This window comes from Schaalia cardiffensis, assembly GCF_016405145.1.
Lineage (GTDB): Bacteria > Actinomycetota > Actinomycetes > Actinomycetales > Actinomycetaceae > Pauljensenia > Pauljensenia cardiffensis.
Genome location: NZ_JAEKIA010000003.1, coordinates 65,100 through 88,430, shown reverse-complemented (window position 1 = coordinate 88,430; position 23,331 = coordinate 65,100). Strand labels below are relative to the sequence as shown.

The window sequence follows — 23,331 nt, the reverse complement described above, 5'->3', positions numbered from 1 at the left end:
GAGGCTCGAACCACGCACATCCGCTCGCGCGCGTCCGTCGAGCTCGGCCTCGGGCGACGCCTTTCAGAGCCCTTGCGCTCCTCAGAGCCCGCGAAGATGCTCGAGCACTGCGGGGGTCGTGCGCTCGATGACCTCGAGGGTCTCGACGAAGTCGGAGTAGTCGCCGTACCAGGGGTCGGGCAGGTCCATGTCGCCGGGCCGGGCCTGCGGGTCGAAGTCGCGGAAGAGCCGGATGTCCGGGCGATCCTGTCCGCGCAGTCCGGCCCGGTCGCGGAGGCGATTGAGCGCCGCCAGGTGGTGCCCGGTCATCGCGAGAATGAGGTCCCACTCGCCGAGCTCGTGCAGGCCGACTTGGCGCGCGCAATGGTCCGGGACGTCGTGCCCGTTCTCGCGCAGGACCCGAGCGGCCCGCCGGTCGATGGGATTGCCCCGTTCCTCGTCGGACACCCCGGCCGAATCGACGTGGATCTGCGCGTCCAGGCCCGCCGCCTCGACGGCTTCGGCGAGCACCTGGTGGGCCATGGTGGATCGGCAGATGTTGCCGGTGCAGACCATGAGGACTCGGGTCATGTTCGGGGCTCCTTGGCGTTGAAGGACGGGCGGGGCGGACAAGATGTGCGTGGTTCGAGCATCAACTTGTGCGTGGTTCGAGGGTCAGGCGAGGGCGAGGTAGGCGGCGACCGCGCGGGCGCTGATCTCTGCGGCGGCCTCGGAATCCATGTGGAAGTCCTGGTCGGCGCTCGGCCCGCACAGGTCGGACACGGCCCGCAGACTCACCCAGTCGACACCGCACGACCAGGCGATTTGCGCCATCGCGCAGGTCTCCATGTCGGCGCCGATGGCGTCGGGGAACTTCGCGCGGACCGGGTCGGCGATGGGCGCGGTGACGAAGGAGTCGACGGATACGACGCGCCCGATCCGCACCGGCGCGTCGAAGGAGTCGGCGAGGGCGCGCACCCGCGCGGCGGTTTCGTCCGACGACCTGTAGTCGACCGGCATCTGCGGGATCTGGCCCATCGCGTATCCGAAGGCGGTGGCGTCGGCGGCGCCGTAGATCGTGGAGGTTCCGGCGGCGACCTGCCCGACTTCGATGTCTCGGGCGAGCCCCCCGGTGGTTCCGGCGGCGATGACGATGGGCGCGTCGACGAGGGCGAGGGCGCGGGCGGTCGCGGCGGCGGAGTTCGCCAGGCCGATGCCGGACACTGCGACGAGCACGCGGCGCCCGGCGAGCGTCCCGAGCGTGAAGGAGCGGACGGCCCCGCCCTCGTGACCGACCTCGATGCGTTGGGGAGCGTCGGCGTCGGCGGGGTCGAGGGCGGCGAGGACGGGTGCGGCCTCCATGTCCATGGCGCATTGGATGACGGCGTCGACGGGCACGCGTTCGGGCAGGCGAAGGGGTTCGGTCATGTCTCCAAGTCTACGGGCCGCGCCGCATTCGCCCTCGGACGGGTTTCACGGAGAAAGAGGACGGGTTTCGGAGGGGGCACTGCCTCGCGATAGAGACACGCAGACCCTCATGAGGACGGACAATGGTCGGCATGGATGAACGGATGACCCCCGCCGACAGCCCGGCACTCGAGGCGGACGCCTCCTTCGAGCGCTTCGACGCCGGGCGCGCCACGCCCGCGGCTCTCGTGTCCGGCGAGGTCGCGGCCGAGGACGCCGCCCACCCGCTCTCCCTGTTCGACATGTTCCGCATCGGCATCGGCCCGTCGTCCTCGCACACGGTCGGCCCGATGCGGGCCGGGCGCGCCTTCGCCGTGGAACTCGCCGACCTCGACACCGCCGCCGATCCCGATCGCGCCCCCGCTCGCATCGCCATCGACTTGTTCGGCTCGCTCGGGGCGACGGGGCGCGGGCACAGCACCGACCGCGCGGTCCTGCTCGGCCTGGCCGGATACGCGCCCGAAAGCGTGAGCATCAACGAGGTCGAGTCCCTCCTTCCCACTATTGCCGCCACCGCACGCCTGCCCCTGTCAGGAGGTGGCACCATCCCCTTCGATATTGCGAGCGACATCCGATTCATTCCTCGTACCCGCCTGCCCTACCACGTCAATGCCCTCACCCTCACGGCCTGGAGGAGGAAGGGAACCTGCACGCGAGGCGAGGAGCACTCTTCAGGTGGAGAAGGTGAAGACGCTGTCCCCTCGAACTCGGAGCTTCACGGCCTCCACCCGAGCGCGGAGCGCGAAGAGCAGATCATTCTCAAGCGCACCTACTACTCGGTGGGCGGCGGTTTCGTCATGGTCCACACTACCGAGGACCCGCTCGGGGTCGAGTCCTTGGCCGCAGGGCAAGCGGCTCTCAATATGGATGTGCCCGCACCCCACCCCTTCACCACTGGAGCAGAGCTTCTTGCAGCCTGCGAAGCCTCGGGCTTTTCGGTCGCCGAACTCGTGCGCCGAAACGAAGAGGCGGTGCGCCCACGCAAGGAACTCGACGACTATCTCGATCTCATCGCCAACACGATGTTCGAGTGCGTGGACGCCGGGACTTCTACGAGCGGAATCCTGCCCGGCGGATTGGATGTGCCGCGCCGAGCTCAGGGCCTCGCCACAAGGCTCTTCGAAGGCACATCTTCCAGCGAGGGCGTGACCGCCTCGTCCTCCCCTTGGGTGTGCGCCCCCGAAGATCCGATGCGAGCAATGGACTGGGTGACCCTTTTCGCGCTCGCAGTGAATGAGGAAAATGCCGCGGGCCACCGCGTTGTCACAGCGCCGACGAATGGGGCGGCAAGAGTGATCCCAGCAGTCCTTGGCTACCTCGTCCTCTACTGTCGCGAGGCCGGGGCGGACAGGGGCACGCCCTCGGCTCCGAGTGGACTCGGACGGGCGAGCGCTCCCCTGAAGCACATGAGGATCGGCGTGCATCCGATTCGCGAGGAACAGGAGGACTCCTCCTCTCTTCTCTCACAGGCCGCGCTCCGCAGGCGCCACGCGGTCCACGAGTTCCTCCTGGCGGCAACCGCGATCGGTGCGCTCATTAAAACGAATGCCTCGATCGCGGGCGCAGAAGTCGGATGTCAAGGAGAGGTGGGCTCGGCTTCAGCGATGGCGGCAGCGGGCTTGGCGCAGGCCCTGGGGGGCACGCCTGAGCAGGTGGAGAACGCGGCGGAGATCGCCATGGAACACTCTTTAGGGCTGACCTGTGACCCGGTTGCGGGACTCGTGCAGATCCCCTGCATTGAACGCAATGCGATTGCCGCGGTCAAGGCTATTAATGCCGCCCGCATGGCCCTGTGGAGCGATGGGCGGCATATGGTGTCCCTCGACGTTGTCATTGAGACGATGCGCCAGACCGGTAACGACATGCTCTCGAAGTACAAGGAGACTTCCGAGGGCGGGCTGGCCGTCAACGTCGTCGAGTGCTGAACAGAGCACCTGTTCCACACGGATGAGGGTCTGAACAAGACACGGGCCCTTCAACGCGCGTCGGGAAGTGCTATTGCACCCGCATCGTGGATCTCACATGGGGCCTCTGCCCTGGGTCTGGGGGTCAGGCGCAGGGGAGGTGCCGCCCTCCGTTTCATGTCGGGCTCTACCCCTGGGTCTGGGGGTCAGGTAAGGCTTCGGCACTCGAGCGGATGAGGTGACGGGCTGCTCGAGGTCTGGGGACCAAGCGCGGCGCCCCCGATCTGAGGGATAGTGAGTTCCGCTTCCAGGTGTCGAGTTCAGATCGGGATCGTGTATCCGGGAAGGAGACACGCCGAGTTCGTCGAGGATTTTTCTGTTGTCTCCACAGATCCACATCCACAGTTATCCACAGGCTTTTCCACTGTTGTGCGTAGCAATCCTCCACACCTGTGGATACTCTGACGAAGAATCACACGCATGTTATTTTCCGCAGAATTGAGCCCCTTCCGTGGAGCATCAGAACGCAGATGCCCGTGCTTGCAGCGAGGATGAGGGGAAGAATCCACACCCCCATCAACACCCTTCCTACAGATCTGGGGCGCAGTATCCACAAGAGAATACGCAGAAGCAAGGAACACAACATCTTGTGTTCGTGGAGACGAAGTGCCACAAGGTGTAGTGTTGAGACAACTTCACAGCGACCTTCCGCAAAACGACGAACACCACCGATTCGTGGCTTGCCAGCCCCGTCTCATAGCCCTAGAGGAGATACCGATGACGATCACCGTCTACTCGAAGCCCCGTTGCCCGCAGTGCGACGCAACCTACCGTATCCTCAACAAACAGGGCATCGACTATCGCAGCATTGACGTGACCGAGGACATTGACGCCCTCGAGTACATCAAGGGCCTCGGCTACCAGCAGGCTCCGGTCGTCGTCGCCGGCGACTCGCACTGGTCGGGCTTCCGCCCCGACCGTATCAAGGCCGCCGTCGCGGCCCACCTCGACTCCGCATCTCTCGCAGTCGGCCAAGCCTGATCACTGTTTCTCGTCCCGGTCTGCTCAGCGGACCGGGACGAGAAGCATCCGGCTCTTCACTCTCCCCTCGAATCTGAAGAGCCCACCCGGGCTGTGATGCACCGAGCCACTCCCCTCCGCACGCCGAGGCGCGAAACGAGTGACACCCCGAGTCGCGTGGGTGCACCCGAGTCGCATTATCCGAAACCCTCAGGCTTGCGGGAAACTCGAAGCGCCTCAGATTACGACCACCCGGACCCCGCAGCCCAGGCGCCCCGCGCTTCAGGCTCGGCCCGGACTGCGCCACCGTTGAGAGCATTTTGCCCCTGCGCGTCTCTTCTTTTTGCTTCCACGCCAAAAGCTCAGGCCCCCTCAGATCCCCAAGGAGTCCCCGTGGTGAAGCTCGTCTACTTTTCCTCCGCGACGAACAACACCCACCGTTTCGTTGAAAAACTCGGCTTCGACGCGGATCGCATCCCCCTGCGCAAAAGCGAGGGACCACTGCAGGTCACAGAGCCGTATGTGCTCATCGTCCCCACCTACGGGGGAGGCAATCTCGGTGGCGCAGTCCCCAAACAGGTGATCGCCTTCCTCAACAACCCAGAAAACCGCTCCCACTGTGTGGGCGTCATCTCATCGGGCAACACGAATTTCGGCACCGCATACTGTCTTGCGGGCGATATCGTCGCGGCAAAACTGGGTGTCCCCCACATGTACAAGTTCGAACTCCTCGGAACCGCCGAGGATGTCTCCCGAGTTCGTAAAGGACTGAAAGAATTTTGGCAGAGAATCTCACCGACACAGGAGTAGAGGAAATCCTCGACCCTGAGCTCGACTACCACGCCCTCAACGCTCAGCTGAACCTCTACGACGAGAACGGGCACATCCAGTTCGAGGCCGACCGCAAGGCCGCACGCCAGTACTTCCTCCAGCACGTCAATCAGAACACGGTGTTCTTCCACGACCTCGAGGAAAAACTCGACTACCTCGTGAGGGAGGGCTACTACGAGGCCGAAGTCCTCGCCCAATACGACTTCGCGGATATCAAGGCGCTGTTCAAACGCGCCTACGCCCACAAGTTCCGCTTCCCGACCTTCCTCGGCGCCTTCAAGTACTACACGTCGTACACGCTCAAGACCTTCGACGGGAAGCGCTACCTCGAACGCTTCGAGGACCGCGTCTCCATGGTCGCCCTCTACCTCGCACGAGGAGACCTCGACCTCGCCCAGAACCTTGTTGACGAGATGATGACGGGGCGCTTCCAGCCCGCCACCCCGACCTTCCTCAACGCCGGGAAGAAAGCCCGAGGCGAGCTCGTCTCCTGTTTCCTTTTGCGCATCGAGGACAATATGGAGTCGATCGCGCGCGGCATCAACTCCGCCCTGCAACTGTCCAAGCGCGGCGGCGGCGTGGCACTGTCCTTGACGAATCTGCGCGAGGCCGGGGCACCGATCAAGAAGATCCAGAACCAATCCAGCGGCGTCGTGCCCGTAATGAAGCTCCTCGAAGATTCCTTCTCCTATGCGAATCAGCTCGGCGCGCGCCAGGGAGCGGGTGCCGTGTACCTGCATGCGCACCACCCTGACATCCTCAGCTTCCTCGATACGAAGAGGGAGAACGCCGACGAGAAAATCCGCATCAAGACCCTCTCCCTCGGCGTCGTCATCCCCGACATCACCTTCCAACTCGCCAAAGACAACGAGGACATGTACCTCTTCAGCCCCTATGACGTGGAGAGGGTCTACGGGGTGCCCTTCTCGGAGATCTCCGTGACCGAGAAGTACCGTGAAATGGTTGACGATGGTCGCATTCACAAGAAGAAGATCAACGCCCGCCGTTTCTTCCAGACTCTTGCGGAAATCCAATTCGAATCCGGCTATCCGTACATCGTCTTCGAAGACACGGTGAACACGGCGAACCCGATCAAGGGCCGGATCACAATGTCGAACCTGTGCTCGGAGATCCTCCAGGTCTCCGAGGCCTCGACCTACAACGACGACCTGTCTTTCAGTCACGTCGGCAAGGACATCTCCTGCAACCTCGGCTCTCTCAACATTGCGAAAGCCATGGACTCCCCGGACTTCTCGAAGACCATTGAGACTGCAATCCGGGGGCTCACCGCCGTCTCTGATCTTTCGAACATCCAGTCGGCCCCTTCGATCGCCCGAGGCAATGCGATGAGCCACGCGATCGGCTTGGGCGCGATGAACCTCCACGGCTACCTCGCCCGCGAGCACGTCATGTACGGCTCCAAGGAAGCCCTCGACTTCACGAACATGTACTTCCTCACCGTCGCCTATGAGGCGATCAAGGCCTCCTGCCTCATCGCGAAGGAGCGCGGCGAATCCTTCGAAGGCTTCGCCGACTCGAAGTATGCTTCCGGCGAGTACTTCGAGAAGTACATCAACGGTGATTGGACGCCGAAGACCGAGACCTGCAAGGCCCTCCTCGCCAAGTCGACGATCCACGTGCCCACCCCCGAGGACTGGCGCGCCCTCGCCGCCGAGGTCAAGCGCTACGGCATGTACAACCAGAACCTCCAGGCGATCCCGCCGACCGGTTCGATCTCGTACATCAATAACTCGACCTCCTCGATCCACCCGATCGTCTCCAAGATCGAGATCCGCAAAGAGGGCAAGATCGGTCGTGTCTACTATCCGGCGCCCTTCATGACGAATGAGAACCTCGACTACTACGTCGACGCCTACGAGGTCGGCCCCGAGAAGATCATCGACACCTACGCGGTTGCAACGCAGCACGTCGACCAAGGCCTGTCCCTCACCTTGTTCTACCCGGACACTGTGACGACGCGCGACATCAACAAGTCCTATATCTATGCGTGGCGCAAGGGCATTAAGACGCTCTACTACATGCGCCTGCGCCAGATGGCCCTCGAAGGCACCGAGGTTCAGGGCTGCGTGTCCTGCATGCTCTGACCCGCCCTCCGCTCCTCTGGCGCTGCTCTGCTCTCACCATTGGCGAGCACCCCAAGAGGCCAGCACGGGATGCCTCCCCTGGCTCCGTCCTCGTTCATTGACGAGGACGGAGTCGCGCTGTTGCAGAGTGCCTCAATCTGCTGAGCTTTGAAACGGGCATGCTTTAAGACCTTCGACCCACATGCGGTGGAGTGCGCGATTTGAGCCGAGTTCGCGTGACGAACTCACCTGTCAACAGCCTGAGAAGCTCTTCTGTTCGTCTCTTCTCCTGAGATTCCCTCACTTTGCGGAAAACTAGTGCGTGACTTAGGTCCCAAGTGTTAGGCTGTCGCCGTTCCTAAAGACTGCCGCGAATCAAGCCCAGCCCACCGGCACCAGCACAGGCATTCAGTTCACAAAGGCGCGAACTGGACTCACACCCCTATGGATGCTCCGAGGAAGGACGACCTATGAGCACAGCGACATTCCAAGCGATCGCAATGATCATCTACCTCGTTGCAATGGTGATGATCGGCCTCCTCGCCTACAACCGAACCAAGAACCTCGACGACTACATGCTCGGCGGACGCGGACTCGGACCCGCCGTCGCCGCCCTCTCCGCCGGCGCCGCCGACATGTCGGGATGGCTCCTCATGGGCCTTCCCGGCGCACTCTACGCGACTGGCCTCCTCGAAAGCTGGATCGCCATCGGCCTCACCATCGGCGCCTGGCTCAATTGGAAGTTCACCGCACCAAGACTGCGCGCCTACTCGCAAATCGCGAGCGACTCCATCACGATTCCTTCCTTCCTCGGAGAACGCCTGCGCGACACCTCGAAAAGCGTTCGCATCATCGCGGGCATCGTCATCACGATCTTCTTCACCTTCTACGTCTCCTCGGGCATGGTCGCAGGCGGCTCCTTCTTCGAATCCTCCTTCGGCATGAACTACCACCTCGGAATGGTGATCGTCGCAGCCGTCACCGTCTTGTACACGCTCGTCGGAGGCTTCCTCGCCGTCTCCTGGACCGACGTCGTCCAAGGCCTCATCATGCTCATCGCCCTCGTCGCAGTGCCGATCGTGGGCATCACCCACGTCGGAGGCTTTGGCGCACTCATCGAGCAGGTCAACAGCGTCGACCCAACAATCCTGTCCTTCACCCACGGCAATGGTGCGCTCTCATGGGCCGCGATCCTCGGAATCGTCTCCGCCCTCGCCTGGGGACTGGGCTACTTCGGCCAACCCCACATCATCGTCCGCTTCATGGCCCTGCGCAGCGTCGCGGAAGCGAAGCAGGGACGCAGAATCGGCATCGGCTGGATGGTTCTCTCCACCCTCGGCGCGGGCCTCACCGCCCTCGTCGGCGTCGCCGTTTACCAGCATGACACAGGTGAGCTCGCCAACCCCGAAGGTGTGTTCATCGCCCTCGGTCAGATGCTCTTCCACCCACTCATCGCCGGTTTCATGCTCGCTGCGATCCTCGCGGCGATCATGTCGACCATCTCCAGTCAGCTCCTCGTCACTTCCTCCGCCCTTGTCGAGGACATCTACCGCGCCTTCACGAAGAGGGAACTGTCCGGAGCCGATGGCGTACTCGCCGGACGCCTCGCAGTCGGAAGCGTCTCACTCATCGCGGCCGCTCTCGCCTGGCCCAGATCGGACACAATCCTCGGCCTCGTCGCCTTCGCATGGGCAGGATTCGGAGCCTCCTTCGGGCCGATCGTGCTCCTGTCCCTCTACTGGAGGAAACTCACCGCGAAGGGCGCAATCGCCGGAATGATCACCGGTGCCCTCGTCGTCGGCATCTGGGGCAATATCTCCGGCGGGCCCGGCGGGATCTTCGATCTTTATGAAATCCTTCCCGGTTTCCTCCTCAGCCTCCTCGCGGCCATCCTCGTTTCTCAGGCGAGCTACCGTCCCAATGCTGAAATTCAAGAAGAAATGGATCAGGTCATCGCCGCCACACGGGGAATTTGAACTCCCAGCTCGTGGGGAGAAAAGCCCCAGCTTTGCTGAGCTGCCCGAGGCTCGAAGGCCCCCGCCGAGCCGCTCGAAAACTCCACCGCCCCACAGCTGAGGGACCCGCACTCCCCGTCCCCGCCCGACGCCCCGGTTCTCGGATCGTCCCCTCCCCCTCGTCTCTCCACCGCTCATCGCATAGAAGGAACAGCGCCCCATGACCGCCAACACCGATTTCCATACGATCGTCGATCGCGCCCTCGAGACCGCACGCCGTTGGGCGAGCGCCTCAACGGACTACCCGATCGACCCGGCAGCGAAACTCCTCGCAGGCGTCCTCGACGATGAGGACGGCCTCAACTACACCGTGTCCTTCGTCGACGGCGTCATCCGCCCGGAGGACCAGGACGTCGCCGCACGACACCTCGGCGAATTGGGCGACAAGAACCCGAAGTTCCTCCCCTGGTACCTGCGCACCCCCGCACTGATCGGCGGGAAAGCCGGTCGTCTCCTCCCGGGCCTCGCAGTGCCCGCCGCCCGTAAGGTTTTCGCTCGTCTCGTCGGCGACCTCGTCGTTGACGTCACCGACGAAAAACTCGGCCCAGCGATCGAGCGCCTGCGCGCCCAGGGCGCCCGCCTCAACATGAACCTCCTCGGCGAGGCCGTCCTCGGCGAGAAGGAGGCGCGCAAACGCCTCGACGACACCCGCCGACTGCTCGAACGCCCCGACGTCGACTACGTCTCCCTCAAAGTCTCCGCCGTCACCGGCCCCCACAATCCCTGGGGATACGAGCAGGTCGTCGACCACGCCGTCTCCCAGCTCCTCCCCCTCTACCAGTACGCGGCGAAAGCCGGGGGCAAGTTCATCAACCTCGATATGGAGGAGTACCGCGACCTGCACATCACGATCGACGTCTTCAAGAAGATCCTCGACCGCGAAGAGTGCCTGGGTCTACGTGCCGGCATTGTTTTGCAGGCCTACCTGCCCGACACTCTCAGCGCAATGCAGGACCTTCAAGAATGGGCGGCGGCTCGTAGGGCCCGAGGTGGAGCCCCCATCAAGGTCCGAGTCGTGAAAGGCGCGAACCTTGCAATGGAGCGCGTCGATTCGCAAGTGCGCGGGTGGAGCCTGACGACCTGGGAATCCAAGCAGGCGACGGACGCGAACTACATTCGTATCCTCGATTGGGCAATGCACCCCGAACGGACCGCGAATGTGCAGATCGGCGTCGCCGGTCATAACCTCTTCACCGTTGCCGCCGCGTGGGAGCTCGCGAAGGAGCGCGCAGTCACCTCCGAAGTTGAGATCGAGATGCTCTCCGGCATGGCCACCCAGCAGGCGGCCGCTGTGCGTGAAGAGGTCGGCAACCTCCTCCTCTACGTTCCCGTCGTCCATCCCGAGGAGTACGACGTCGCAATCGCCTACCTCGTGCGCCGCCTCGAGGAGAACTCCGCTGATGAGAACTTCATGGCGTCGATCTTCGAGATCGGCACCAACCCGGCCGCCTTCGAGAAGGAGCGTTCCCGCTTCCTCGCAGCTGTCGAGCAGATGAACGCCGAGGGAGAGTCCCGCGTCGGCCCGACCCGCACCCAGAACCGTCTGAGTGAAACCCCCGAAGATCTTGCCGCCTCACTCAAGGAAAGCGAGGGGGCCTGGACCTTCACGAACACCCCCGACTCCGATCCGGCCCTGCCCGCGAACCTGTCCTGGGCGCGCGAGATCGCGCAAAGGATCCCCTCCTCAACTCTTGGCGTTGACACGATCACGGCAGCTTTCATTGATGATGCCGCTGTCCTCGACTCCCTCGTCAAGGCAAGCGCCGAGGCGGGCGCCGCATGGGGCGCCAAGCCCGCCGCCGAACGTTCGGAGATCCTGCACCGCGCGGGCGTTGAACTCGCCCGTCGGCGCGCAGACCTCATCGAGGTCGCAGGCTCCGAACTCGGCAAGTCCCTCGAACAGGCCGATGTTGAAGTCTCCGAAGCATGCGACTTCGCGCACTACTACGCGCAATCCGCACTCGACCTCGACACGCTCAATGGAGCGCACTTCCATCCGGTTTCCCTCACGCTCGTCACTCCGCCGTGGAACTTCCCCCTCGCGATCCCCGCGGGCGGAGTTCTGGCTGCCCTCGCCGCCGGATCGGCCGTCATCCTCAAGCCCGCACCCCAGGCGAAGCGCTGCGGCGCGCTCGTCGCGGAATGCCTCTGGGCGGCCGGAGTGCCCAAAGAGGTGCTCGCCCTCGTCGATGTCGGCGAGAACGAACTCGGCAAGGCCCTCCTCACTCATGAGGCGGTCGAAAGGGTCGTCCTCACCGGAGGCGCCGAAACCGCCGAACTCTTCCGCTCGTGGGATCCGAAGATGCGGATCATGGCGGAGACCTCCGGCAAGAACGCCATCGTCATCACACCTTCAGCCGACCTCGACCTCGCGGTAAAGGACGTCGTGAACTCCGCATTCGGTCATGCGGGGCAGAAGTGCTCGGCCGCTTCCTATGTGATCCTCGTGGGAAGCGTCGGCTTCTCCAAGCGGGTGCACGATCAGCTGCTCGACGCCGTGCGTTCTTTGAAGGTCGCTTGGGCCGATGATCTCAGCGCCCAGATGGGTCCTCTCGCAGCTGAACCCACTGGGAAGCTCCTGCGGGGTCTGACGACCCTGGAGCCCGGGCAGAAGTGGGAGATCACCCCGCGTCGCCTCGATGAGACGAACCGCCTGTGGAGCCCGGGGGTCCGTTCCGGTGTTGAACCCGGCAGCGAGTACCACCTCGTCGAATACTTCGGTCCGATCCTCGGCATTATGCGCGTCAACACCCTAGAGGAGGCGATTGAGGCGCAAAACGCCACCGATTATGGTCTGACCGCCGGTCTGCACTCTCTTGATCCCGATGAGATCAATCTGTGGCTCAACGGTATTCAGGCTGGCAATGTCTACGTGAACCGTGGGATCACCGGTGCCATCGTGCAGCGTCAGCCCTTCGGAGGGTGGAAGCGTTCGGTCGTCGGCGAGGGCGCGAAGGCGGGCGGCCCGAACTACCTCTTCGGTTTCGGCGACTTCACTCCGGCCCCCGTCGCAGCCCCGGCCTCGGCTCAGGGCTCTGGCATGGTGAGGAAGCCGCAGCTCACGGAGCTCGCCGCACTTGGACACCGACTCCTCGATGAGGAGGCCGCCGCCCGGCTCGATCAGGCGATCGCTTCGGATTCTTTGGCCGCAGCCACTGAGTTCGATGTCCTCCACGATCCTTCACAGGTTCCCGCGGAGAGGAACATCCTGCGCTACGTGCCCCTCCCGGTGACGATCCGGGCGGGCGCCACCGCTAAGCTCGAGGACATCTTGCGTGTCCTTTCAGCCGGTCTTGCTCTCGGGCACATCCGGGCGCAGGATGCGCTCGGTTTCGAGAGGCTCTTCTCCGGGGGCGGGCACATGCCGATGTCGCTCCATCTTTCGACGGCGCGTCCGATTCCTTCGGAACTTGATTCCTTCCTCGACCGCTACAGTGTCGAGCATTCGATTGAGGATTCCGCGTCTTTCGCTTCGAATTTCCAGCGTGAAGGCGTCGGCCTCGACGAGAGGATTCGTCTCATCGCAGAGGATGGCGATGCTCTGCGCACCGCCCTCAAGGGGTCGATCGACATTGCGATCTGGGACGGCCCCATTACCGGCGCGGGTCGTATTGAGATCCTTCCCTTCGTGCATGAGCAGGCGATCTCCATCACCAACCACCGCTTCGGCAATCGGACGCCATTGAGCGCCCAGGTGCTCGTCGACTGAGTTCCGGGGTCGAGAGTCGGCGAGTTCCTCCTGAGCTCCCGCTTCTCGGCCCAGCCGAACCTACGACCCCACTTAGGTCAAGCTCTCTGCCGAGCCGAGCTTAGGGCCCCACTCCAGCCGATCTCACGCCTCTGGCTCAGCTCCTGGTCCCGTCCTCGTTCATTGACGAGGACGGGACTTCGGTTGTGAAGGGCAGGGCTTTGGTCTTGGGGAGCGGGGATCGCGCGAGAGGCAGCGAAGGGAGCTTCACTGAAACGCCCTCATGTCCAGTCAGTGGTCTTGGGGGCGAGCGACGTGCCGAGGAGGGGCCACGAACGTCCCCGCCGCATCCGGGGGCGGCCCTCCGCTGCGGCCTGCACGTCGCTGATCTGAGCAGCGAACGCCCCGCCTCCAGGGACAGCCCCTTACCCTGAAGCGTGCCTTCAACACGGGTCACGGCCATGAGAAGCCGACGAAAGCACGATCGGAGAAGAGCGGACACAGAATCTCCTCCCCACCCCCACTCAACTATGATCTTCATCACTTCAAGTGCCTTGTAACACCCGCTGAAAGCCTGATCCGGGACGAATCAGGGTGATCCCTCCTGTCGCTTTCACCCTCTCACCCCCTACGATCGGGATGACAGTCGAATTTGAAAGGCGCATCATGTCAACTCCGACTCCCGTTCCCGCGAACAACGACGAGGCCAATGGTTTCCCGCAGGATCCCACCCTCGCCGCTGCATCACAGCCGATGACCCCGATGCCCATTGACAGCACTCCGGTCATGCCGAACAGTGAACCGGCTGCGATGAGCGACTCGCAGGCGTGGACCCAGCCCGCACAGCCCGCCCAATACCCGCAGGGTTCAACCCCCTATGGGCAGGCCCCCTACTCGCAGCCGACATACGGTCAAACGCCCGCAGGACAAAGCGCCCCGCAGGCTCCCTACGGCCAGCCCGCCTACGGGCAGCCTGCTACGGCTCAGCCTTCTTACGCTCAGCCCATGGAAGGCCAGTACTCCACTTCTTCGCAGGCTCTTGCCGAGCGCCTGCGTTCGAACTCGATGGTCTGCCTGATCCTAGGCATTCTCGGTCTTGTCATGATCGGTCTGCTCGGATCGATTCCCGCATGGATCTGGGGCAACTCCATCATCAAGGAGGCTGCGGCAAACGGAATCCCTGAGGATTACGTTTCGAATGCAAAGATCGGCCGAATCCTCGGTCTTGTTGGAACGTGGATTTGGATCATTGTTGTTGCCCTCAGCATCCTCTTCTTCATCGGAGTGATCATGTTCGGCATCGCAGCGGGCGCCTCGGGCTACTGAGCCTGCGCTCCGCGCTCCACGCAGAATCACACTGAATCCTCCCGTTTCTCATCCGAAGCGGGAGGATTCAGCCACAAGCCTGGTGCCCCTGAGCTTTCGCGCTCGGGGGCACCGCTACGCTGAATGCATGACGCCTCGCCACGATTCTGATCAGTTCCGCCGCCGATCCGGTTCAGATGCCGATCTTCTCGCCGATCTTCGCCGCATGGACTCGCGACCCTACGGCTCCTACAAGTCAGTGATCGGGGATTGGGATTACGGCGATTTCCAACTCTCGATCGATCGTGTCCAGTCCGATCCTTACGCCCCGCCCTCGGCGATCCGCGCGATCACAGTTCCAAAGACAATGGGCCTACCTGAAGAGGCCTTAAGTGATGGGCGCTCCCGGCTGGCGACCGCCGATTTTCTTGCACGAGCCTTCGATTCCGCCATCGCCGAGCGCGCCCGCGGTGGAGCGGTCCGCATCGCCCGCCCCGGACAGGAGATCTTGCAGCGTTCAAGTGTCACGGTCATGCCTGACCGCGTCGAGATCCGTTTCCAAGTGCAGCTGCCCGCGCGCGGCCGCTCAATCTTGGGGCGTGAAGCTGCCCGCATTTTCGATGTCGATGTCCCGAACATCGTGATGGATGCCTTCGATTTCATCTCCGAAGACGAGGCGACCACTACGAAACGCTCCGCGCTTCTCACGCACATTGCCGTGTACGAGGACTACCGGGCCTTGCAAGACATTCTCGTGGAGAAGAACTGGGTGGCTTTCGTGGCCGAGGGATCAATCCTGGCGAGGCGATCTGGGGTCTCGCAGTCCCCCATGGAAGATGCAGTCCCCTTCGAATCACCCGAGTCCTTGCGCTGCGCCGTCACCTTGCCCCATGCGGGCGAGATCACCGGCATGGCGATCGAACCGGGGGTCACGCTCATCGTCGGCGGCGGCTATCACGGCAAGTCGACACTTCTGTCCGCCCTGCAACGCGGCGTCTACGCGCACATCCCCGGCGATGGGCGTGAACTCGTTGCCACAACTCCGGATGCGATGAAGGTCCGGGCCGCCGATGGCCGTGCGGTCACTGCGGTTGATGTCTCTGCCTTCATCACGCATCTGCCGACCGGCGCCGACACCCGCGTCTTCTCCACTGAAAATGCCTCCGGCTCGACCTCGCAGGCGGCCGCGATCATGGAGGCAGTGGAGCTCGGCTCGCCTTTGCTCCTCATTGATGAGGACACTTCCGCAACGAATCTTCTTATTCGCGATGAGCGTATGCGCACTCTCGTTGCCGCTGAGAAGGAGCCGATCACGCCGCTGGTCGACAGGATCGGGGCGCTCGCCACATCGGGAGTGTCCACCATCATGGTCATGGGCGGCTCGGGTGATTATCTCGATGTGGCTGACAGGGTCCTCATGCTCGATTCCTACCGGTGTCTCGACGTGAGTGAACGCGCCCGAGAGGTCGTGGCTGCGATGCCACGCCGCCTTGATGACGAGGACGCCTTCACGATGCCCACTCATCGTGTCCTGATCCGTCAGCGCCCGAACACGGAGCGCCCCAAGACGAAGTCCTCGGGTCTTGACGAGATCATTCTCGACCGTCGCAGTGTCTCCCTCTTTGACCTCGAGCAGATCGTTGATCCGGGGCAGACCGAGGCGATCGCCTGGGCGATGCGCACGATCCTCGAAGAACTCGCGAACTCTCAGGTGGCATTGCCTGATCTGCTCAAACGTTTCCAGCGGCGCTTGGATTCCGAGGGGCTGGACACGGTGACGAAGGCCGGGGCGCGCGCCTATCCCGCGTTCCTCGCACGTCCGCGCATGGTCGACATTGGCGCCGCACTCAACCGCTACCGGGGGCTGCGAATTCAATAGGGGAGATCAGCTGAGAGAACATCGCCTGCGAAAGATTGCATGCCTGTGGGCGACGTATAGTGGCTTGCGACTGCGGCACGAGGGGCGGGGGCATCTGCATGGGGAGAACGAAGGTGGGCAATCCGCACGGGGAGTACGAGGCGCACGGGGCCTCACACCCCGGGAAGCGCAATCCGATACGGGATTCCCGGTCTTTCCCCGCACACAACGGCCCACCCCCCGGGGCGTTCCGCTATCCGGTCGTGGTCGTGGTCTTTCCCCGCACACAAGGGCCCACCATCTGCGACAACTGCGAAGGCACCACACGCCTCTTTTCCCCACTACGCAAGGCCTCGCACCCGGGAGCGCAGGCACCCGAACTCCCCAGACCTCTCGGAGCACTCGACGCTTGTGCACCCCCTCAGAGCACCCGAACTCCCCAGATCCCTCAGAGCCCGAGGAACCTCCTGATCGCGGGCATCTCCCTGCGGATCTGCGCCTGACCGGCGAGATAGTTCGCTTCGAGGCGCTCCTTGCGCATTTCCGTATTCGAAATGGTGATGGACTCGGGAAAGAACAGGTAGGCGCGCCCCTGGGCCTCAAGCTCGAGCATCTTCTTGCGCGCCGCGTTGTAGCGTGCGGGACGGCGGGCCACGCCCTCGTACACGGTGGGCAGCGTGTGGAACTTCGCTTTGAGCGCCGCACCGAGGGCGGGCCGCAGCGGGCCCTTCACATAGTTGCGCGGACGAGTCGCGATCACGAGGAACTTTCGGTAGCCCTCGCGCATCGGGGCATCCAAGGCGATGCCGCCATTCGGGCCGAGCGCACCATCGACGTAGGTGTCGCCCTCAATGATGACCGGGGGCATGAGGATCGGAAGGGTGGAGGAGGCGCGTACCCTCGGCCCCAGAGTCTCGAGCGTGGACATCTCCTCTTTCGTGAACCAGCGCATTTCACCTCGGGAGGCGTTGAATGCTCCGACGCGGGTCTTCACCGGGCTTGCTGCGAAAGTGTCGATGTCGAAGGGGATCGCGCCCTCGGGGTAGCAGATGCGCTCGTAGATGTACTCCGCGTTAAAAAAGCCGCGCCCCTGACGAAAGTGCGAAAAGCCCCCGAAATCCGGGTCATCCACGATGTCGACGAAGGTGCGGCGCGAGCGCGCGGCATCCCTGGACACGTAGTTGCACAGGTGCGAGGAGCCAGCCGAGATGCCCGACACGTGGCCGAAGTGGATTCCCTGAGCGAGCAACTCCGCCACGACTGCCGCCGTGTAGGCATTGCGCATGCCTCCGCCCTCGAAAACCAGGGCTGTGTCGAGCACATTCGGTGCAAGACCCGGGTCGACTGCGTTCCTGCTCCGAGGCGTTCCTCCATTCTCCTGGCAGAGATGCTCTTCAAGGCGCATCGAGGATTCGTGCGCGCCTCGTCTCGCAGGAGTGAAGGTGGGCTCTGAAAGATTCCCCGCGCCGCTTTGTGTGGGCGCGGGCGTGGATTCTGGGACATTCATCGCTTCGGACACCCATCGAGCCTATTCCCGCAGCTTGGAGGACGCTCAACGAGGCTCTATTTGATGAGTGTGGGCCAGGGGTTCTCCTGTATGAAGGGGGATTTGTGCGTGGGCTCATCTGTGGGCTGCTGTGCCTGGGGGCTCTTCTGCATGAAGGGCATTCGGATGAGTGAAGCTCCTCCTCCAATCTGTACCGGAAGAAGAGAGCTGAGGTGTGGTGCTGACAGCTCAAATCCTTCGGATTGGCACACCCCATGCCGATACGGCTCCGCCAGACCCTTCCGATTCACGGACCTGTGCTGTGGTGTCGAGGGCCGCCCCGTTCTCCGAGTCCGAAGATGCCCGAGGGCTTCGGTAGTCTCGGGCCATGACTGAAACGACCCGCCCTCCCCGCGCCCCAAAGAAGTTCGGTTTGCGCGTGCGCGACATTCACGGCGATCACTTCGACGACGGTTGGGATTGGCTGCGCGACGAAGACAATGCCGAGGTCCTGGCACACCTCGACGCGGAGAATGCGTGGGCGGATGAGATCTGCGCACCCACCGCGGGATTGGCGAAGAGAATCGCCGCCGAGGTGAAGGGGCATGCTGCGCTTGATGACGTGTCCGTGCCCGTGCGCGAAGGCGATTTCTGGTACTTTCACCGGTGGCGTGAAGGCGCGTCCTACGCGACCCACCACCGCGTGAGGGCGATCGGAGATCCGAGTGCGCCGCTGAGCGCCGACTCGCTTCCCCCAAAGCCCGCCGTGAACTCCCCTTTGCCCGGAGAGCAGCTCGTTTTGGATGAGAACGAGCAGGCTGCGGGACATGAGTTCTTCCGCGTCGCCGATATTGTGCCCAGCCCCGATGGTCGTTTCATCGCCTGGGCTCGTGATCTTTCCGGGGATGAGAGATACCAGTGGCTGATTCGCGAGGTCGCAAGTGGGACGACCGTGGACGAGGCCGTGGTGGATGCCGGCTATGGCTTCGCTTGGGCCGCGGATTCTTCCTCCTTCATCTACGTCGGGGTGGATGATGCCTGGCGCGCATGCGAGATCTGGCATCACAGCCTTGGGACCGCTCAGGGGCAGGACCGTCTACTCCTTGTTGAGCCGGATGAGCGTTTCGAGATGGGCATCTCCACTGGCGCAGACCCGAATCTTGGCATTATCGCATCGGTATCGTCGACCTCCGGGAAGGCGTGGGCGTGGTCGCCTTTCACTCCGTGCGGAAGGCCGCTGCCAATCGTCGAGCCGAGGCCCGGGGTGATGGTGTCCCTCGAGTCTGCGGGCGATCACTTCCTTATTGTTCACACTGCGTCGACGCGGGAGGGCTCTTTGGCTGCGGCGCCGATCCCCGTTGATCTTGAGGATCGTTTCGAGACCGTGGGCCCGGAGTTCTCCCGATCGGCTCTGGGGAATCGGGCACCTGGCACAGAGCCTGCTTCGGGTTCACTCGCCACCTCTGGGCACGCCAAGAAGGACAACACAGCCTCGACCCCTGGGAGCGTCGCTTGGGCTGCAGGCGACGCCGACCGCGTCCTCGCGCCTTTTTCGACCTGGATCTGCCTGCGCGAGCCCGAGGTGGGTGAAAGGATCCTCGACGTCGAGGCCTATGCCGGGTTCTGCGTCCTTACAATGCGTTCCGCGTCGCTCACACAGCTCGAGTACAGGATGCGCGAAGTGCCTCTCGGGCAGGGGCAGGGGCCTCGTCCTCGTTTCCTGGATGCTGAGGAGATTTCCAGAGCCTGGGGGCCGGGCCGCTTCGTTGAAACGGATGTGCCTGTCCGCACGATCCAGTCCATCAACGGCCCGAGGTTTCACGATGAGTTCTTCCGCGTCTCTGTGCAATCGCAGATCCAGCCGCCGCGCGTCGTGCAGGTGGATCCGCGAAGCGCAGAGGAGCGGGTGTTGAAAGTGGCCGAAGCCCCGGGGTGGGATGCCTCCGCCTACGTCGAGGAGCGCGTGTGGGTTCGGGCCCGTGACCAGAAGACGCAGATCCCGGTGACGCTGGTGCACCGGGCCGATGTCGTGCCTGATGGGACGAACCCTGGCTGGGAGCTCGGATACGGCGCCTACGAGGTCTCCTATGACCCTGAGTTTGAGATCCTGCGTCTGCCGCTCCTTAAGCGCGGCCTTGTCTTCGCGATCGCTCATGTTCGAGGCGGTGGTGAGCTCGGTCGCGCCTGGTACGAGGACGGCAAAGAATTCGCAAAACCCCATTCTTTCACGGATTTCATTGATGTGGGCGAGTGGCTCGTGTCCTCCGGGTGGGTCCAGAAGGGGCGTCTCATTGGCGAAGGGCGCAGCGCGGGAGGTCTTCTCATGGGCGCGGTGACGAACATGGCGCCAGATCGCTACCGCGTGATCGTCGCGGGAGTGCCCTTCGTCGATGCTCTAACGACGATCCTTGATCCTTCTTTGCCGCTCACGATCGGCGAGTGGGAGGAGTGGGGCAATCCCATTGAAAGCCCCGAGGTTTATGCCCTCATGAGGGGCTACACCCCCTATGAGAATGTGCCGATCGGGGTTGAGCTTCCGGCGGTTATGGCGACGACCTCGGTGAATGACACGCGCGTTGAGTTCGTTGAGCCGACAAAGTGGGTGCTGCGTCTGCGAGAGGCGAGCGGTGCTCACGAGGACGCCGAACTCGCTCACGCCAGGCCGATCGTGCTGCGCACGCAGATGGTCGCCGGGCATGCCGGCCCCTCGGGTCGTGAGGGGCATTGGGCGGCGCGCGCAGAAGAGTTTGCTTTCGCCCTTGGGCAAGTGGGGATCGGGGCCTGAGCCCTTCATCGGGGCCCGAACCTCTTTGAGGGGTCGGCGACCTGCTGTTCACCCCCTGCTGCACGGTCTTATCGATTGCGCCCCGCCAAAAGGATGCGGAGGACTTCAGGAGCCCAGAAGACGCGCTGGTTCCCCTCGCCCTCATGGGCTTCCAGGATCCGCAGATCGACGAACTGTCCGATCAGATTGTTCGTTCGCGAATACGACAAGCCCACCGCACGCTGAACCATCTTCGCAGTGAAGGACGGATTTGCTACCGCAAAATCGACGAGTTCGAGTGCCTTCGCCGAACGCAACTTCGAGGCGCTGACGGTCTCCTTCAGACGCCCTTGGACGTCCGCCAGCGCCAGCATGAGCTCTCGGGTCGAACGCGCCGAGTGGGCCAGGCCTCTGGCGAAGAAGGATAGGAAGGAATCCCAATCACCCTCGGTGCTGACTGCGAGGAGTCGGTCGTAGTACTCGCCTCGTCTTGCTTCGAACCAGGGGGAGACTGTCAACGTCGGTTCGGAGAGCAAGTGGTTGCGAAGCAGGGTGAGGACGATCAGGTAGCGTCCGAGCCTGCCGTTTCCATCACGGAAGGGGTGAAGAGTTTCGAACTGGTAGTGAGCCATTCCGGCTTCAATGACGGGGTCGATCTTGCCGGAATGATCCCTTTCAATCCATGCGAGCAGGGATTCGACTCCGGCCCGCAGGCGATCTCCAGGAGGGGGCGGCACGAAACGGGAGCCCTTGATCGCAGGATCGTGCGGATCTGGGAGGTCGCGTCGTCCGATGACCACCTGTCCTTCTCTCAAGTGACCGGACTCTTCTTCCAGAGGAGTCCCCCGCATCAAAGCCCCTTGGAGGTCCTCCAACAGTCCAAGGGTGATTGGACGTCCTTCTTCGACCCAGGCATAGCCAGTCTCAGCCATGGTGACGTAGTTGAGGACCTCCCTCATCTCCACACTCGTGGGGGCGGCTTCATTTGCTGTGAGCACGGCGTCCAAAGGAGCGTATGTGCCTTCCAGGGCTGAAGTCGCCTGCGCTTCAGCTCGCAACGAGGGGAGACGAAGGAGGTATGGCTGTGGAAGCTGACGCGCTGTCGCGTCAAGGGAGGCGAGTTCACGCCCGGCTGCCGCGACTTCACGGTAACTCTGAGCGGACAGGGGCGGTTCTTCGTCGCTCAGGGGGATCGGAATGAAGGCCTTATGCGTCCATGAGCCCGAGATCGGATCCGAGCCGCTGATCTCAACGAGTTCACCCATGGCGCTGTTGTTGAACATTTCAAGATCCACAACACTCATCATAAGGCACTTGTTGCACATAAGAGGGTTAGCCATGTTCAACAATGTGCATTTGTTGAACATGGCTAGATGATTTATTTCGAACAAGTACCACTTGTTGAACATCGAGCAGATGAAGATGACCATGAATGCGCATCTCCTGAGCAGGAACTCGTTCTCCTCCCTCAGAAAGCCCAATTCGCATCTGACACACGCGCCTCGGTGGCGATGCCCTCACTGACGAGTCCGACACGGCTGGCAGAGCCAGACCGGACGCAAAGGGCGCAGTCAGCGCTCGGAGGGCGCGTGCCGCATCTTCATGTAGACGCCGCCCGCCTCCAGTTCGCTCAGCATCTGGTCGATGCGCTTCATTCGAGTCGCGGGACGCTTGGCGCGCGCGATCCACGCGAGGTAGTCATTGCGCTGGTAGGCGGGGCGGGCATCGTAGTCCTGGCGTAGCCCCCATTCGCCGAGCAGGTGGGCGATGTCCTCGGGCATCTCCTGGAGGGGTCGCATCAGCGTCATCGGGACCTCTCGGAGACGAGGGTCGATTGGTGCAGGAGGATTTTCAGGCCAGTGTCAGTGGGTGTCCAGAGGGATGTTTCGGCGCTGGAACCGCCCTCGAAACGGATCGTGTAGCGCACGCACCAGGCGCCGCCCGCTTCGACGACATTCATTGGGCTGACGCTCAGGCCCGCCGGAGCAGGGCCGCCCATGCCCTGTGAGGTTCGCCCATCCGGCCAAATCCGCGTCGTATCCCCGGCCTCGAGGCCTCTCAAAGCCTCGGCGTCACCCCTCGTCCACGCGAGGATCATCCTCTTTTCGAGGGCGATCACCGCCTGCGCTCCCTCAAGCGCAGGCTCCGAACCGCCCGCATCCAGAGCCTTCACCTGATCAGGGGCCTCGTCCTCGTCGCAGGTCGAAGACTTTGAGAAACCGGGTCCTCGGGAGGGAACCTTGCCCGCCCGGTACTCTTCGGCGCAGGCCCGGGCGTGCTCATCGGCCAGTTCGTTGAGCGCATGCCCGGCATGGCCCTTCACCCATTCGAAAGTGACGCGCCGCCCCTCAATGGCACGGTCAATCTGCTGGATAAGTTCAAGATTCTTAATCGGCTTCTTATCGGCTTTGACCCATCCGCGCTTCTTCCAGCCGATCCTCCACTTCGACACGACGTTGATCGCGTACTGGGAGTCGCACAGGATATGCAGGTCTTCGCCCGCGAGGCCTGCGGCCTCGGTCGCTTTGAGTACTTCGAGGATGGCAGTGAGCTCACCGAGATTGTTCGTCCCTTCGGGCCATCCGCCCGCGTCCCAGCGGTCCTCGTCAACGACCCACGCCCAGCCTGCGGGTCCGGGGTTTCCGAGCGAGGAGCCGTCTGCGGCTGCGGTGATTGTCATGGGGTCATGCTAGTCGAGGGCGCGTAGGTCACCGCGAGCGCGAAAAGCGGGGACGAAGCAGGACACTCCTGAACGAAACGAGACGAGCAGGGGCCAAACAAGGCGAGCAGAGGCCAGAACAGACGGAGGGACACAAGGAGGCGGACAGGAGCCTAAGACACAGGAGTGAGAGGGCGCCACGCTCAGCGATCACGGATTTCGAACAATGATTGACGACATGAAAGGTGTGAAGGAGCGAAAGATGTTGTGA

At 63.1% G+C, this 23,331-nt stretch carries 15 protein-coding genes; 9 read left to right on the top strand and 6 right to left on the bottom strand.

The window, feature by feature from the left end; genetic code table 11:
- Window positions 1-81: 81 nt before the first annotated feature.
- Together JFX23_RS02675 and mtnN are read right to left on the bottom strand one after the other, a co-directional pair.
- A complete protein-coding gene (locus JFX23_RS02675; protein WP_198775679.1) occupies window positions 82-570 on the bottom strand; it encodes a low molecular weight protein-tyrosine-phosphatase in 489 nt (162 codons plus the stop codon).
- 84 nt (window positions 571-654) lie between these two features.
- Entirely contained in the window at window positions 655-1,407 is a 753-nt protein-coding gene (gene mtnN, locus JFX23_RS02670) for a 5'-methylthioadenosine/S-adenosylhomocysteine nucleosidase (protein WP_005962967.1), read from the bottom strand.
- Window positions 1,408-1,538: 131 nt separating this feature from the next.
- Here mtnN and JFX23_RS02665 point away from each other — a divergent pair, with 131 nt between their 5' ends.
- The 8 genes from JFX23_RS02665 (at window position 1,539) to JFX23_RS02630 (ending at window position 16,172) form a co-directional block, all read left to right on the top strand.
- Window positions 1,539-3,371, top strand: coding sequence for an L-serine ammonia-lyase, iron-sulfur-dependent, subunit alpha (locus tag JFX23_RS02665; RefSeq protein WP_416153016.1), 1,833 nt, complete (start codon window positions 1,539-1,541; stop codon window positions 3,369-3,371).
- Window positions 3,372-4,127: 756 nt separating this feature from the next.
- Window positions 4,128-4,391 carry a glutaredoxin-like protein NrdH gene (gene nrdH / locus JFX23_RS02660; protein ID WP_040313590.1) on the top strand — a complete coding sequence of 88 codons (264 nt, stop codon included), beginning with the start codon at window positions 4,128-4,130 and terminating at the stop codon, window positions 4,389-4,391.
- Window positions 4,392-4,763: 372 nt separating this feature from the next.
- A complete protein-coding gene (gene nrdI, locus JFX23_RS02655) occupies window positions 4,764-5,180 on the top strand; it encodes a class Ib ribonucleoside-diphosphate reductase assembly flavoprotein NrdI (RefSeq protein WP_198775601.1) in 417 nt (138 codons plus the stop codon).
- Window positions 5,150-7,306: a class 1b ribonucleoside-diphosphate reductase subunit alpha gene (gene nrdE, locus JFX23_RS02650; RefSeq protein ID WP_198775600.1), complete on the top strand. Its 2,157-nt coding sequence runs from the start codon at window positions 5,150-5,152 to the stop codon at window positions 7,304-7,306. The genes nrdI and nrdE overlap by 31 nt, the downstream gene beginning before the upstream one ends.
- A gap of 449 nt (window positions 7,307-7,755) precedes the next feature.
- Window positions 7,756-9,261, top strand: coding sequence for a sodium/proline symporter PutP (gene putP / locus JFX23_RS02645; protein ID WP_198775599.1), 1,506 nt, complete (start codon window positions 7,756-7,758; stop codon window positions 9,259-9,261).
- Window positions 9,262-9,460: 199 nt separating this feature from the next.
- Window positions 9,461-13,009: a proline dehydrogenase family protein gene (locus JFX23_RS02640; protein ID WP_198775598.1), complete on the top strand. Its 3,549-nt coding sequence runs from the start codon at window positions 9,461-9,463 to the stop codon at window positions 13,007-13,009.
- Between the two features lie 618 nt (window positions 13,010-13,627).
- Window positions 13,628-14,314, top strand: coding sequence for a hypothetical protein (locus JFX23_RS02635; RefSeq protein WP_198775597.1), 687 nt, complete (start codon window positions 13,628-13,630; stop codon window positions 14,312-14,314).
- Window positions 14,315-14,441: 127 nt separating this feature from the next.
- Window positions 14,442-16,172, top strand: coding sequence for an ABC-ATPase domain-containing protein (locus JFX23_RS02630; RefSeq protein ID WP_198775596.1), 1,731 nt, complete (start codon window positions 14,442-14,444; stop codon window positions 16,170-16,172).
- A gap of 427 nt (window positions 16,173-16,599) precedes the next feature.
- Here the strand turns inward: JFX23_RS02630 and JFX23_RS02625 are convergent, their stop codons facing one another.
- Complete coding sequence (locus JFX23_RS02625) at window positions 16,600-17,556, bottom strand: patatin-like phospholipase family protein (protein WP_198775678.1); 957 nt, start codon at window positions 17,554-17,556, stop codon at window positions 16,600-16,602.
- A 469-nt stretch (window positions 17,557-18,025) separates the two neighbouring features.
- On the opposite strand from JFX23_RS02625, the gene JFX23_RS02620 reads away from it, so the two are divergent.
- The gene (locus tag JFX23_RS02620; RefSeq protein WP_198775595.1) at window positions 18,026-20,422 is read left to right on the top strand and encodes a S9 family peptidase; all 2,397 of its coding nucleotides are present in this window, start codon (window positions 18,026-18,028) and stop codon (window positions 20,420-20,422) included.
- Between the two features lie 68 nt (window positions 20,423-20,490).
- Here the strand turns inward: JFX23_RS02620 and JFX23_RS02615 are convergent, their stop codons facing one another.
- The 3 genes from JFX23_RS02615 to JFX23_RS02605 all read right to left on the bottom strand — a co-directional run bounded on the left by JFX23_RS02615 (window position 20,491) and on the right by JFX23_RS02605 (window position 23,081).
- Window positions 20,491-21,741, bottom strand: coding sequence for a Fic family protein (locus JFX23_RS02615; protein ID WP_233050512.1), 1,251 nt, complete (start codon window positions 21,739-21,741; stop codon window positions 20,491-20,493).
- Between the two features lie 231 nt (window positions 21,742-21,972).
- Window positions 21,973-22,209 (bottom strand): YdeI/OmpD-associated family protein, encoded by a 237-nt coding sequence (locus tag JFX23_RS02610; protein WP_198775594.1) that lies wholly within the window; start codon window positions 22,207-22,209, stop codon window positions 21,973-21,975.
- A complete protein-coding gene (locus JFX23_RS02605) occupies window positions 22,206-23,081 on the bottom strand; it encodes a ribonuclease H family protein (RefSeq protein ID WP_198775593.1) in 876 nt (291 codons plus the stop codon). The genes JFX23_RS02610 and JFX23_RS02605 overlap by 4 nt, the downstream gene beginning before the upstream one ends.
- Window positions 23,082-23,331 lie beyond the last annotated feature (250 nt).

Bases quoted from the DNA above. Each gene is read 5' to 3' on its own strand.
- JFX23_RS02675 (WP_198775679.1), bottom strand. From the start codon at position 570: ATGACCCGAGTCCTCATGGTCTGCACCGGCAACATCTGCCGATCCACC.
- putP (WP_198775599.1), top strand. From the start codon at position 7,756: ATGAGCACAGCGACATTCCAAGCGATCGCAATGATCATCTACCTCGTT.
- JFX23_RS02615 (WP_233050512.1), bottom strand. From the start codon at position 21,741: ATGGCTAACCCTCTTATGTGCAACAAGTGCCTTATGATGAGTGTTGTG.
- nrdH (WP_040313590.1), top strand. From the start codon at position 4,128: ATGACGATCACCGTCTACTCGAAGCCCCGTTGCCCGCAGTGCGACGCA.
- JFX23_RS02630 (WP_198775596.1), top strand. From the start codon at position 14,442: ATGACGCCTCGCCACGATTCTGATCAGTTCCGCCGCCGATCCGGTTCA.
- JFX23_RS02610 (WP_198775594.1), bottom strand. From the start codon at position 22,209: ATGACGCTGATGCGACCCCTCCAGGAGATGCCCGAGGACATCGCCCAC.
- JFX23_RS02605 (WP_198775593.1), bottom strand. From the start codon at position 23,081: ATGACAATCACCGCAGCCGCAGACGGCTCCTCGCTCGGAAACCCCGGA.
- JFX23_RS02665 (WP_416153016.1), top strand. From the start codon at position 1,539: ATGGATGAACGGATGACCCCCGCCGACAGCCCGGCACTCGAGGCGGAC.
- JFX23_RS02625 (WP_198775678.1), bottom strand. From the start codon at position 17,556: ATGCGCCTTGAAGAGCATCTCTGCCAGGAGAATGGAGGAACGCCTCGG.
- JFX23_RS02635 (WP_198775597.1), top strand. From the start codon at position 13,628: ATGACAGTCGAATTTGAAAGGCGCATCATGTCAACTCCGACTCCCGTT.
- mtnN (WP_005962967.1), bottom strand. From the start codon at position 1,407: ATGACCGAACCCCTTCGCCTGCCCGAACGCGTGCCCGTCGACGCCGTC.
- JFX23_RS02620 (WP_198775595.1), top strand. From the start codon at position 18,026: ATGACTGAAACGACCCGCCCTCCCCGCGCCCCAAAGAAGTTCGGTTTG.
- JFX23_RS02640 (WP_198775598.1), top strand. From the start codon at position 9,461: ATGACCGCCAACACCGATTTCCATACGATCGTCGATCGCGCCCTCGAG.